At 47.3% G+C, this 13,681-nt stretch carries 11 protein-coding genes; 5 read left to right on the top strand and 6 right to left on the bottom strand.

The features are described from left to right. Positions 1–94 precede the first annotated feature (94 nt). Positions 95–3,169 (bottom strand): efflux RND transporter permease subunit, encoded by a 3,075-nt coding sequence (locus H5647_RS07345; protein ID WP_236074818.1) that lies wholly within the window; start codon positions 3,167–3,169, stop codon positions 95–97. Between the two features lie 13 nt (positions 3,170–3,182). Continuing rightward, positions 3,183–4,259 carry an efflux RND transporter periplasmic adaptor subunit gene (locus tag H5647_RS07340; RefSeq protein WP_082086983.1) on the bottom strand — a complete coding sequence of 359 codons (1,077 nt, stop codon included), beginning with the start codon at positions 4,257–4,259 and terminating at the stop codon, positions 3,183–3,185. A 153-nt stretch (positions 4,260–4,412) separates the two neighbouring features. Between H5647_RS07340 and H5647_RS22360 the strand changes: the two genes are divergently transcribed. The 4 genes from H5647_RS22360 to arsB all read left to right on the top strand — a co-directional run bounded on the left by H5647_RS22360 (position 4,413) and on the right by arsB (position 7,014). Next, entirely contained in the window at positions 4,413–5,054 is a 642-nt protein-coding gene (locus tag H5647_RS22360) for a TetR family transcriptional regulator (protein ID WP_052691921.1), read from the top strand. Between the two features lie 88 nt (positions 5,055–5,142). Then, the gene (locus H5647_RS07330) at positions 5,143–5,481 is read left to right on the top strand and encodes a metalloregulator ArsR/SmtB family transcription factor (protein WP_045857501.1); all 339 of its coding nucleotides are present in this window, start codon (positions 5,143–5,145) and stop codon (positions 5,479–5,481) included. Between the two features lie 36 nt (positions 5,482–5,517). Further along, a complete protein-coding gene (locus H5647_RS07325) occupies positions 5,518–5,988 on the top strand; it encodes an arsenate reductase ArsC (protein ID WP_045857499.1) in 471 nt (156 codons plus the stop codon). Positions 5,989–5,991: 3 nt separating this feature from the next. Then, positions 5,992–7,014, top strand: coding sequence for an ACR3 family arsenite efflux transporter (gene arsB / locus H5647_RS07320; RefSeq protein WP_045857498.1), 1,023 nt, complete (start codon positions 5,992–5,994; stop codon positions 7,012–7,014). A 93-nt stretch (positions 7,015–7,107) separates the two neighbouring features. On the opposite strand, the gene H5647_RS07315 is transcribed toward arsB, so the two are convergent. The 3 genes from H5647_RS07315 to H5647_RS07305 form a co-directional block, all read right to left on the bottom strand. Further along, positions 7,108–8,430 (bottom strand): MATE family efflux transporter, encoded by a 1,323-nt coding sequence (locus H5647_RS07315; RefSeq protein WP_045857496.1) that lies wholly within the window; start codon positions 8,428–8,430, stop codon positions 7,108–7,110. Positions 8,431–8,505: 75 nt separating this feature from the next. After that, complete coding sequence (locus H5647_RS07310) at positions 8,506–9,084, bottom strand: response regulator transcription factor (protein WP_082086982.1); 579 nt, start codon at positions 9,082–9,084, stop codon at positions 8,506–8,508. Further along, a complete protein-coding gene (locus H5647_RS07305) occupies positions 9,077–10,375 on the bottom strand; it encodes a sensor histidine kinase (RefSeq protein WP_121495359.1) in 1,299 nt (432 codons plus the stop codon). Before H5647_RS07305 ends, H5647_RS07310 begins: the two co-directional genes overlap by 8 nt. Before the next feature lie 197 nt (positions 10,376–10,572). On the opposite strand from H5647_RS07305, the gene H5647_RS07300 reads away from it, so the two are divergent. After that, positions 10,573–11,961, top strand: coding sequence for a response regulator (locus H5647_RS07300; RefSeq protein ID WP_045857494.1), 1,389 nt, complete (start codon positions 10,573–10,575; stop codon positions 11,959–11,961). A 23-nt stretch (positions 11,962–11,984) separates the two neighbouring features. Here the strand turns inward: H5647_RS07300 and ahpF are convergent, their stop codons facing one another. Further along, positions 11,985–13,604: an alkyl hydroperoxide reductase subunit F gene (gene ahpF / locus H5647_RS07295; RefSeq protein ID WP_045857493.1), complete on the bottom strand. Its 1,620-nt coding sequence runs from the start codon at positions 13,602–13,604 to the stop codon at positions 11,985–11,987. Between the last annotated feature and the right edge of the window lie 77 nt (positions 13,605–13,681).

The following is a 13,681-nucleotide window of genomic DNA, read 5'->3' as shown; positions in this document are numbered from 1 at the left end:
CACACGCTAATGGTGCTGCGTACACCTTCGATTTATCGAAGGTGTACGCCTTATTCAAGCAGCCATATTAAGTGGCTAGCGCCATACCTTCTCGCTATTCACTTACACCATAAAAAAGTGCAAAAAGTGCAGGCACCACAAATAGCGTCAACACCGTAGCGAACCCTAAGCCAAACATAATCGTGACCGCCATAGGCATAAAAAACACATCGGACACCAACGGTAACATCCCCAATATAGTCGTGATCGCCGCCATGCTTACCGGCCGCAACCGGCTTACCGACGCATCACTAATCGCTCGATGCCAACTGTAGCTCAACTCTTCTCTTAACCGTTTAATCTCTTCAACCAAGACAATGCCATTTTTTATTTGCATGCCAATTAAACTAAGAACGGCTAGCATTGCCGTAAAGCTAAAAGGCGCTCCTGTAACCAGTAAGCCAAACGATACCCCAATAAAGGCCAAAGGTACGGTAATCCAAACCACTAGCGTTTGCTTAATAGAATTGAACATAAAAATGGTAATCACCACCATCACCAAAAGCCCAAGTGGGAGAAACGCAAACACCGCCTCATTCGCTTTTTGCTGAGCTTCGTATTCTCCACCCCACTCTAATTGATAGCCCGCAGGCAATGGTATGGTTTCGGCCGCAGGACGCAATACAGACAGCAATTTAAACGGGTTGGAACGTTCATTAGGGTCGGCCAAAACGGACAGCGTTCGCTTACGATCACGACGTTTAATAATGGGGTCTTCCCACACCAAATCCACGCCCAATACGAACTGGCTAACATTAACGTACTGCCCTGTAACAGGGCTAAACACTTGTAATTGCTCTAGCTGCTCTACCCCACTACGTTCATTTTCAGGCGGCCGAAGTACGATAGGCACAATATCACTGCCCTTTCTAAACGCGCCCACCACGGTGCCATTAAGCGTTGTTTTTAATGCGTTATCCAAATCCGCTTTGGTTATACCAAAACGCTTGGCGGCAGCTGAATCGAACACAGGCTGCAGTACTTTTGTGCGGCCACGCCAGTCTTGCCGAATATTAATTGCCGTGGGTTCCGCGTTAAAAAGCGTTTCAATTTCTTGCCCCAATGATCTTAGTACGGCTGCGTCTGGCCCAATAATACGCGCTTCTATTTTCGCTGTCGTTGCCGGCCCTACTGCTGGCCGCCTAAACCGTGTAAACGCTTGTGGCATTTCGGCTGCAAGTAGCGTATCGACTTGCGCCATAATACTGGCGACCTGCTCATACCGCTCGGCTTCAACAATTAATTGCGCATAACTCGAATACGATTTTTCGGGAAAGTACGTGAGCATAAACCGCTCCGCGCCACGCCCAATAGTCGCGGTTACTTTTTTTACACCCTCTAATGCCAGCACTCTACGCTCAAGTTTTTTAACGTCTGCTTCTGTCGCTGCAATACTGGTTCCCTCCGGCAACCAATAATCCACCATAAAGACAGGCAACGAACTATCGGGAAAAAACGCCTGTTTTACATAAGTAAAACCGTAGCCTGCACTCAACAATAACGCCAGCATCAGACCCATAGTGGCCCATCGGTAATGCAGCGTTAGGTGCAATAGCTTTTTATACAGTCGGTACGCTGCACCAGCGTAAGGATCAACGCTGGTCTGCTCTTCTGCGGGTTTTTCCGGATCAAGAGCCTTGCGTTGAGATTCATTAAACAATAGAAAACAGAAAAACGGCGTTAACGTAATAGCCAAGAGCCAACTCAACATTAATGAAAATAACAATACCCAAAATAGACTGCCGGTAAATTCACCAGTAGCATCCGGTGATAATCCGATCGGCGCGAAGGCGGTAATAGCAATAACCGTAGCACCCAATAGCGGCCACCGCGTATGCGATACAATTTTAATGGCCGCCTCGGTTTTGGACATGCCACGCTGTATTCCTACCATAATGCCTTCGGTAATCACGATGGCATTATCCACCAGCATCCCCAGCGCAATAATTAGCGCACCTAACGAAATTCGGTGCAATTCAATATGGTATAGGCGCATGGCTATAAACGTGCCGGCGATCGTGAGCAGTAGTATCGCGCTCATGATTAAACCGGGGCGCCACCCCATTGTGAGCATCAACACCACAATGACAATAACTACCGCTAGCACTAAACCGGATAAAAAATCATTTACCGATTCATCCACTTGCGCAGACTGGTTGTAGACAGCGTTCAATTCAATACCGATTGGTCTCTGATACTCGAGTTCGGCCAAACGTTTTTCAAGTGCTGCCCCCACCTCAACCACATTCACGCCAGTGGAAAACGATACACCCAACGTTAGCGCTTGCGCACCATTAAACCGGTAAAGATGTGTTGCTGGATCTTGATAGCCAACAGACAGCGTTGCCACGTCGGCGAGGTACACCAAATTGCCGTCATAGCTGCCCAACAAGAGCGAACCTAATGCGTCGACACCTTCACCGCCAAACATTGTTGACGCTACACGCAAATACTCACTGGCAACCTCAATATGCCCTGCATCGGTCACCAAACTTTGGTCTTGTATCAATTGTGCAATGGCATTAATCGAAAAACCCGACGCTGATAATTTTGCGCGGTCCACCTCAATATAAATACGCTCGGGCACGTTACCACCCACCGATACTTTACCGACCCCCTTGACCAGCACCAGTTCACGACGTACATAATCTGCGTAATCGGCCAACTCTCTATAGCTAAACCCCGCGCCTGTAATCGCATAGAAAATACCGTATACATCGCCGAAATCGTCATTAATAATGGGCTTTACCGCCCCTGGTGGTAAACTCGATTCAAGGTCATTAATTTTTCGACGCATCTCATCCCATATTTGCGCGAGGTCATCCTTACGATAAATGCTTTTCATTTCAACTTCGACTTGCGATAAACCCGCTGTTGAATTCGAAACAACACGATACACATACGGTAATTGCTGAATCGCATTTTCAATGGGTAACGTGACTTCTTCCTCCACTTCCTGGGAGGACGCGCCAGGATAACGCGTAACAACAACCGCTTGTTTAAGGGTGAAAGCGGGGTCTTCCAGTCGGCCTAACGCCATAAACGATAAGAAACCACCCCCTATTAATAACACGACCACCAACCATGAAATAGTGGTTTTCGTCATGGTGTATTCAGTTAATTTCATCATGCGGATATCACACCTACAGTCCGCGTTCTTTTAATAAAGGTTTTACTGCCTGGCCTTCTTGTAAAAAATTAACGCCGACGGCAACAATTAAATCGCCCTCACTTACCCCCTCTTCCACCAATACTTGATCATTCTCAATACGGTTCACGATCACAACAGTCTTCTCCACCTGCATCGCGGCATTCAGTTTCCACACCCACGTTTTTTCCGCCTCCTCAAACACGGCGCTAAGCGGCACCAGCATTCCTCGCGCATAGGCATCGTCAGAAATCAATGAAGACAAATCGAGCGAGACCGTAACAGCCATTCCCGGTAACGCGGAAAACTCATCAACTTGCGGCATAGTGAGCACTACGCTGTAACTGCGCGTATGGGCGTCCGCAGAGGATTCATATTCTTTAAAGCACGCCGAATAGGTTTTTTTCGAATAGGTAGTAAAACGAACATCAGCACAATACAGACTTGGGTCTTTTACTTTTTTAAGCTTACCCAGAAGGCTCTCCGGCATATCAAAACGAACATCTAAGAAATCATCCCCTCGAAGCTGCATAACGGCTTCATTAGCGTTTACCGCTTGATAATTCTCAATCGAAAGTTGCGTGACCACGCCCTTAAACGGCGCAACTAAACGCGTATATTTTAGATTGTCTTGCGCAACGGCCAAAGCCGCTTGGGCCGCCTTTAAGGTCGCGTCTACATGGTCGAAATCTGACGGGCTGGCATGATTACTGTCCCGTAAACGCACCACTTTGTCGTATTGAGACTTAGCCAACGCGTGGTGTGCCTCTCTATCTTTCAAAGCATTCTGAAACTCTGCATCATCCAATTGCGCGAGCACCTCGCCTTCATCAAACTGTTCACCGGGAACAGCCCGTAAGTGTATAAGCTGCCCACCCACTCGAAACGCCAGATCCGACTTGGTTGACGGTTCTATCGTGCCGGGAAAACTACGAACTAAACGCTCACCACTCGCCCGCACGGTCACGATTTTCGCTGGCCGTACAACCGGCTCTATGGCCGTAACGTCTCGCTCAGAACACCCTAGTAACAACACTACTGCTGTTATACCCATTACTCTTCGATTCAACATATTACGCACTCATTCATTGCACACTATCCACCACAGCTCCCATAGAGGTATAGCTACCGCTACAGGGATTCACACAGCCTATTTACAAACATACATGCATGTATAATAATTGGCAAGCTTGATTCTGCTACCACTTAATGCGAAATTGCGCCCATGGCACGTAAAACTAAAGAAGATACCGAAAAAACTCGTCACGCTCTGCTGGACGCCGCCACGCGCATCTTCAGCGAGCAAGGTGTCGCAAACACCACCCTCCATCATATCGCCTGCGCGGCTGACATGACTCGAGGCGCCGTGTACTGGCACTTTAAAAACAAAGACGATGTCATCAAAAGCCTTTGGGAGCGCAGTACTAGCGGCCCTTACAGTGCTTTTATCACATCGTTACAGGCGCTTGGCACAACTGAACTATTACTTGAATTTACGCACATACTGCAAACCACTATTCGCAGCTTTTTCACCGACCCAAACCTTCATCAAGCCATGCGTATTATTATCAGCAGCCAGGAATTTACGCTTCAAGCCTCCGAGCTACAGCGCTTTTTTGACGAGCGAAAAAAACATCTTCACGCCAGCATGAGAAGTGCCCTGTCTCACCTTCAGCAGCACAAGGCCATCCGACAAGACGTACCCCTTTCCGTCATGGCCGATAGCCTCTGGGCTTATACCAACGGCCTCATTCATACTCACCCAGAAATATTTGCAGACGCCACATCTATCGAACAGCACTGCAACCAACTGCTCTCACTGTGGATAGACGGAATACGCCCCCGCAACGAGCACCCTCCCCTTTAGAGCCCCGCAATAGTTTTTTAGGGGCTCTCTAACGAATATATGGAAAATCATATATAATCTCTACCCGTTATCCGGCACGGTGAACCCCATGACTCCACAAACGCTATTCAAGTGCTTAGGCGATGAAACCCGTCTAATCTGCTCTTTGCTTGTTTTTCAGGAACAAGAATTGTGTGTATGTGAGCTCGTAGAGGCACTGGGGCTTAGCCAACCTAAAATTTCTCGTCATTTGGCACAGCTGCGCAGAGAGGGCCTACTTATCGATCGCAAGCAAGGCCAGTGGGTCTATTACAGGCTCAACCCCACCCTCCCAAGCTGGGCCGTGAATATCATCCAACAAACCCATAACACCGAATTAGACACGTTAACCCCCTACACCCAAAGCCTTTCGGCAATGAAGGGTAGACCGCAACGCTGCGAGCCATAATCGCTACTCGCCTACACCTCGTTAAAAAGGACGCTTATGAAAATTCTATTTGTATGTACTCACAACCGCTGCCGCAGCATTCTGGGTGAGGCTATCACCAACCATTTAGGAAAGGGCATACTCGAAGCTCGTAGCGCCGGTAGTGCACCTGCAGGCGAAGTGCACCCACTTTCCTTACGCTACTTGGCAGAAAAAAAACTAGCGACTCACAATCTTAAAAGCCAATCGTGGGACGAACACGAGAGCTTTGCGCCCGATGTTATCTTTACCGTGTGCGATAGCGCAGCGAAAGAAACGTGCCCGGTGTGGTTCGGCAACGGTATTGTCATACACTGGGGGCTACCCGATCCCTCCAAACTTGACGGCAGTGAAGCCGATATTCGAGACGCTTTTTATCGGGTGATGGCAACATTGGAAACGCGGTTAGAAAAAGTATTGCAGTTGGATTTAGCGAACCTGAACAAGGCGCAACTCGAACACGCACTTATTGCCATTGGAGAGCACTAAGCCATGGGCATTTTTGAGCGTTATTTGAGTGTCTGGGTCGGGCTATGCATAATTGCCGGCGTTGCAACCGGCAACCTCTTCCCTGAAGTCTTTCAGTTCTTTGCGCGTTTGGAAGTCGCGCACGTCAACTTACCCGTCGCGGTTTTTATATGGGTAATGATTTACCCCATGATGGTGCAAGTCGATTTCTCGTCCATTAAAGATATCGGTAAAAAACCGAAAGGTCTTGCCCTAACTTTAGTAATAAATTGGCTGATTAAGCCCTTTACGATGGCGGCCTTGGGCTGGTTGTTTTTCCGGGTATTTTTTGCAGGTTTGGTCGACCCTCAAACCGCTAACGAATATATTGCCGGGATGATTTTATTGGGCGTAGCGCCCTGCACCGCAATGGTATTTGTGTGGAGCCAACTCACAAAAGGTGATGCCAACTACACGCTTGTACAAGTATCCGTAAACGATATTATTATGATTTTCGCGTTTGCACCCATCACCGCGTTTCTTTTAGGGCTCTCCGATATTCAGGTGCCGTGGCAAACGCTACTGTTTTCCGTTGGGTTGTACGTATTGCTCCCTTTAGTTGCTGGATATTTCACCCGAAAACTATTGGATAAATCATCTGACCACCGCGAAGTTGACGCTTTTGTAGGCGCGCTTAAACCGTGGTCGATTATTGGTTTGCTCGCGACAGTGGTACTACTGTTTGGTTTTCAGGCCGAGGTGATTTTACAAAAGCCACTCGCCATAGGCTTAATCGCTATTCCCTTGCTTATTCAAACCTATGGAATATTTGCGCTAGCGTATGCGGGCGCGAAAGTCTTAAAATTACCACATAATATTGCTGCACCCGCATGCATGATAGGAACGTCAAACTTTTTTGAATTAGCGGTAGCGGTAGCCATTTCGGTGTTTGGTTTACAATCGGGAGCAGCCCTAGCAACGGTTGTTGGCGTACTCGTAGAAGTACCGGTTATGTTGTCGCTGGTCGCGTTTGCGAATCGCACGCGCCATTGGTTTCCGAACCATTAAAACGACATTACCGTTAAGGCTACGTTGTAATTAAGCTACTTTCGCGCCAGTTATAGTGCGGTATATTGACCTCTATAACCGGCGCGCACGATATTAAGCTATCGGTAACCTTCTAATTTTGTGCCACGCCATACCCCATCCTGCCACGGCAACTAACACCGCACCACAATATAAGCCGACCAAAATGCCCACGGGGCCCCCAAGATCTGCGCCCACCAAAACAAACGGTATTGTAAACACCGTTGCTTTCGCAAAATTAAAAATAGTTGCCCAATGGGCCAAGCGTAAATTGTTAAATAGTGCGTTGGTCACAAAGGTAATACCACTAAAAAAGAACATACTACTTAAACCATAACAAAACCATTTAATGAGTTGAGCGGCATCCTCTTTCGCTTTAAATATAGCGATTAAGGTATCGGTAAACATAAACAATAAACCGCAAGCAACAATGCTATAGGCCAACGTGAAGAGAATACTCGCGCGTAAAGTTTCCATTACTCGGGCCTTGTTGTTCGCGCCAAAATTCTGCCCCGCTATTGGCCCTATTGAGCCCGACAATGCAAACAACCCTGCAAACGCTAACGGCTGTAACTTACTAATAATCGCATTGCCCGCCACCGCGCTATCACCAAATAAGGCCATGATTGCGGTGACATAGGCTACGGCTATAGGTGTTGCCAAGTTTGTAAGAACCGCCGGTATTGCGGTCGCCAAAAAGCTACGCGCATCCGCCACAAAGGACACCACACTAGGCCAACGAATAAGATCGTAGGCAAAGGCGACACGATACAAACCGTAAACGACCATCGCAATTCTCGCCACTACCGTTGCAGCAGCAGCGCCTTCAATCCCCCAACCAAAGCCAAAAATAAACAAGGGATCGAGCACGGCGTTGACCAAACCACCCATTAAGGTTAAAACCATTGCCTCCTTTGCATGCCCTAACGCTCGCATAACACCCCCGGCCGCCATGGCCACCCCCATTAACGGCAAGCTCGGCAATATTATTAATAGATAGGCGCGCGCAAATTCAAACGCGGGGCCTTCGGCACCCAACCAGCGTAGTAACGTTGGCACCAATACCAGTACCAGCAAACACACTGGAAGTGTAACCGCAAAAATAAGGGCGAAAATATTACCCACCAATTGGCTCGTAGCGATTTTATCGCCGCGCCCAGCAGACTGAGACACAAGTGCGCCACAACCAATCGATAGGCCTATCGATAATGACAGTGTAAAAAAGAGAATAGAGCCGGCATAACCGATAGCCGCAGCCAGCTCAATAACGCCTAACAAACTCAACCAATACATATCGACCAAGTCCACTAGGAAAAGTGACATAAGGCCGATACTCGACGCAAAGGTCATCACGCTCACATGCCGAAAGATTGAGCCTTCGGTAAATTTGGCTTTCATAGGACACCCATGTGATTGTAAAAAGGGAGGCTAGTCTACACGCTGAAAGGTGAGAGCATTATGCGCAATGTAACGTTACTCACTCACAGGTCGCTTCTGTAATTTTCGCTGTAGCGTGCGACGATGCATTTTAAGCTGGCGGGCAGTAGCCGAAATATTACCATTGTTCGCAACGAGCGCCGTTTGAATGGTCTCCCACTCGCGACGCCTCAGAGACATTTCATCATTCCCTTGTGTTTCTTCTGGCGAGTTATCTACATCATCCCCTTCAAACGCCCGCAGTATTTCGTCAACGGTTGCCGGCTTAGCGAGATAATTGGTTGCGCCCATTTTTACGGCTTGAACAGCCGTTGCAATACTGGCATAACCGGTTAGTAATAAAATTTTAATATGGGGATTGGCATTTAACAGTTTTTCTATTAAAGGAAGCGACGTTCCATCACCCAACTTTAAATCTAACAATGCTTGACTAAATTCGCCCAAATGGTGACAACTTGCCGCTGCTGTAATACTGTCGAAATGCTCAACAATAAAACCACGCTTCGTTAGAGCGCGTATGGTCACACGTGCGAGCACTTCGTCATCTTCAATATAGAAAAACCGATTTATGGTTGTTTCTTTAAAAGAAGGCCCGCCGCCATTTATATCATTCATAATCACCGCCATCTACGTCGCGGGCATTATCGCTAACGCCCGCAACAACTATAGGTATCTCTACAATTAACGTGGTTCGTTGCGAGCGTGAATCTGTGGGGTTGTATAACACTATTTTCCCGTTCATTTTTTCAATCGTTGTATTGGCTAAAAAGATACCAATACCTAGCCCACCGTTTTTGCGCGCGAGATTCGGTTTGCCAAAGTTTTCAACCATATCAGGGGGTAACCCTTCACCATCGTCTTCTATTTTAAATTGTAGGTATTGGTCCACTTCGGCTACCGATACATCAACGCTCTCTTTGGACGCCCGAATAGCATTGTCAATTAGATTAATAATGGCATACACAAACAATAAGCTATCACTGACAAGCCGCTGCGATACGTTTTCTTCCACATGGTAAACCGGCATTGTTTTCGGGTTGAGTAACAAATAGTGCTCATCTAAATGATGAATGACATCGCTCACGGGCGCCGGTGCCGACGCAGACTCTTTGCTCGATGCTATAACCGATAGCTTACTCATAGTTTGCTTGCAGCGATCGATTTGCGACATTAATACGTCAAAATCTTCTGCATCGTTTTGAGCATCGCTTTTCATCTCACCTAACATAACTGCCATGGTGGATAAGGGCGTGCCCAACGCATGAACCGTAGAAGCGGCTAACGTTCCTATGGCCACCAATTGTTCGTTCTTTAACGTTTCTTCTCGCGCTTGAGCCAAAAGACCTTCTCTATCTCGTAAAGCCATGGCGAGTACTGACACGAAAAAATGCATTAACAAGGTACTTCCAACGAAGTTCACCCACATGCCAATAAGGTGTAGCTGAAAATCGCTAAATAGATGGTGTATATGCTCTTCAAGATCTAGGTACAGCAATCCGGTGTAAGCGATTATGGCAAAACCTGCAAATACCCAACTAACCTTTCGGCTAAATATCGTAGCGCTAATCGCAACCAAGACTAACAAATAATAAATAAACGGATTAGTAGCGCGCCCGGAAAAAAACACGATAACGAGTAATATCAATGCATCCATCAGTAAATGGGCAAATAATTCTGCGTCTGTCACCGGGACCTTGCTACGCAACCGCAACAACGTTACTAAGGTATAGACAACCGCTGCCAGTGCAATGGTGTATAGCAGCGTGTAATTAAGCGGCCTCTCCAAACCAAACTGGAAAATACCTAACACGAGAAAAGCGACCGCTAACGCAATTGCGCGCAAGCCGAGAATACGTAGCAATATCGATTGCCGGTTACTGGTTTGGCCTTGGGCCCACTGAATCATGAAGGTTTACCTGCTGAATGTTTAAGGAACACTATACTTACGAGGGCTAGAGTATAAACGCTATCAGATGAGAGAAAACCACCCAAAAGTGCTACAAACCCCGCATTATCGTGTGATTTTATAATCATGGGGCTAGCCAACAGGTACTATGATTGTTTAAATTACGCACAACACACTAATAATAAAAGAGGCTAATAATGCAACGTGTGCTAATTGTTGACGACTCAAAAACCGCTCAACTGCGGCTAAAGAAAATGCTCGCACGTTATGATTTAGCGGTCGACATCAGTTTTAGTGCCGAAGAGGCCTTGGCCTATTTAAGCTACCGAAGCCCTGCCGTTATTTTTATGGACCATCATATGGAAGGCATGGACGGTTTTGAGGCTCTCAAGATTATAAAGGCCAACCCTACCACGGCGATGATCCCCGTCATTATGTATACCGCACAAAAAGGTGATGTGTACGTTGGTCAAGCACGCGCGCTTGGCGCACTGGATATATTATCGAAAGAAGTGATTAAACCCGCCGGGCTGGAACGTGTGCTCTCTAGCTTAAAAATCACCCCAAAACCGAAAAATGAAATACGCCCAAAACAGGCCACGGTAAACACGAGGCCACCTACGGCTGCACCGCCCCTCAAAAATGCAACTACTCACAATTCGGCCCCAGCCAAACCTCAACCCGAGAGCTCCTCACTCGAACACATGCGTACGCAAGTCGCTCGCCTATTCGAACTACATATCGCCGATGTTCGTCAGCAAATGGCCGATAACGCACGCTTTATCATTCGTAGGCTCAGCCATGATATCGAGAAAAACGGGGTGAATGAGGCAAAGTTAGGCGATGTCCCCTTAGCCGTTATTAGCGACGAATTAAATTCTGATCGCCAAAAATCGTCCATTATTTCGAGTTCACTATTATTGCTCATATTCATGGGTTTGGCCGTACTGGCTTATGAGCTATTTAATACTAAGCGTTCGCTTGGGGTGCTGGGTACTAACTATCATGAGCTTTTGTTAACACAACAAAAACAACTGCGCTCGTTCGACAATTTTACCACAAGCTTCGGGCCCCAAAAGGCAGAGCCTATCCCAAAGGAAAACAACCCCGCATTGCTGGAGACCCTCAGCTGGGCTCTTGATAGTCAGCTGCAATTCCACTACAACCAAATGCCGTTGAACGAAACGCAAATGCTAAAAATTGGTAGTTTAATGTATCAATTAGCCAGTGCAGGTTTTACCGGTAACGTTGACCTCACCGTTCACTTTGGTAACTTTTGTTTGCAGTCAAACGCATCGGGGGAATGGCAACTCGCAGACGAGTTCGCGCCGTTAAGCGATTGCACCTTTACACAAGATTTAAACCTAGAATATTCAGCCAGTAATTATGTGAGTATGGCCTATCTCAATTTCGAGCAGGAAGCGCCTCCCATACGTGACGGCTCAATTGATATGAACGTCACTAGCGCAGGGCTAGACAGCCCTTTTATTGAATACCCTCCGGTAGATTTTACGATGCCCGCCAACGTGTGGAATAGGTTTGCCGCGCAAAACAACCGAATAAGTATTCAATTTAATGGATTTTAAACCTGTGTTTATGAAAACCTCTTTTACGCGATTTCAACGTGTAATGGCTTTTCTTGCCGAAGCGCAGAAACGGTTACCGGCGGCAGAGGCGTTCGAATTAAATAGTCAAACGCGCCCAACGACGCGGTAGCACCACTGCCCATCGCAATAATTATTTGCTTAAACGGACTGTTGGTTACGTCACCCGCAGCAAATATACCCGGCACAGAGCTTTCTCCTCGAGCGCCAACGACCACTTCACCGCGAGACGTCATTTCAACCACATCGTTTAAAAACTCAGTATTGGGCACTAAACCAATTTGCACGAAAATACCGGCTACCTTAAGTGACTGCGTTTCACCCGTCGCTCTATCGAGATACTCTAAACCCTGAACACGCGCGCCGTCACCTACTACTTTTTGGGTTTGGGCTTGAAGAATTATGGTGATATTGCCCATAGATTGCGCTTTACGTTGCAAGACCTCGTCTGCACGCAATTCCGTATCAAACTCTAATACTGTGACGTGCTCAACGATACCCGCAAGATCAATCGCTGCTTCAATACCCGAATTGCCGCCCCCAATAACGGCTACCGACTTTCCTTTAAACAAAGGACCGTCACAATGAGGGCAGTACGCAACGCCTTTGCCACGGTAATCTTGCTCTCCTGGTACATTCATTTCTCGCCATCGAGCACCCGTTGCCACTATTACGGATCGAGAACTTAAACGTGCACCATTTTCCAATTCAATTACGGTATATTCATACTTTTCACGCGCCTCAATTATTCGCGCCACACGCTGGCCCGCCATAATATCCACATCATACTCTCGCACATGCTCTTCGAGGCTAGCCACTAGCTTCGGCCCATCTGTTGCCTTCACCGAAATAAAATTTTCAATGGCCACCGTATCCAATAATTGGCCGCCGAATTTGTCTGCCACTATGCCGGTACGAACCCCCTTTCGGGCAGCATAAATGGCTGCAGAGGCACCTGCTGGGCCACCGCCAACCACGAGTACGTCAAAGGGCTCTTTACGGTTAATTTTTTCCCTGTCACGGTCACCCGATTGATTATCGAGGCGCTGCAATATTGTCGAGAGGGTAATACGTCCTTGAGAAAAGTTTTCGCCATTTAGAAATACCGTGGGAACCGCCATAACATTTCGTGTTTCGGCTTCTTCCGTGTATACCGCGCCATCGATCATCACACTGGTAATACTGGGGTTGATCGCCGCCATCATATTAATCACTTGCACAACATCCGGACAATTTTGACAGGAGAGTGAAATAAACGTCTCAAAGCGGTACTCGCCTTTGAGGCCACGTACCTGTTCGATAACGTCCTCATCCAGTTTTATGGGATGGCTGCCACTGTGCAGTAGCGCCAATACCAAGGACGTAAACTCGTGCCCCATGGGTACGCCAGCAAAACGAATTTCACTACCGGTTTTTGCCGAGCGTATTAACATTGACGGCACGCGTTCGCCAGCGGCGCTTTGCGGACTAATGCTCACGTTTTCCGATAGCGCCGCTATCTGCTCAACTAAACTATTGAGCTCTTTACCCTTTGGGCTGTCATCAACAAATTTGACTAATTCCACAGGTGTTTGAAGATTGGCGAGGTAATGTTTAAGTTGAGTTTTCACATGTGGGTCTAGCATAAGAACACCTCCAAAATATCGCGAACATTTAATACGGTTGTAACCAAAACAGGGCTGCGTTAGCTAAGGGTTGCTTC

This window comes from Teredinibacter purpureus (assembly GCF_014217335.1).
GTDB lineage: Bacteria > Pseudomonadota > Gammaproteobacteria > Pseudomonadales > Cellvibrionaceae > Teredinibacter > Teredinibacter purpureus.
The sequence above is the reverse complement of the archived record's forward strand: the minus strand, read 5'-3'. Positions and strand labels throughout refer to the sequence as shown.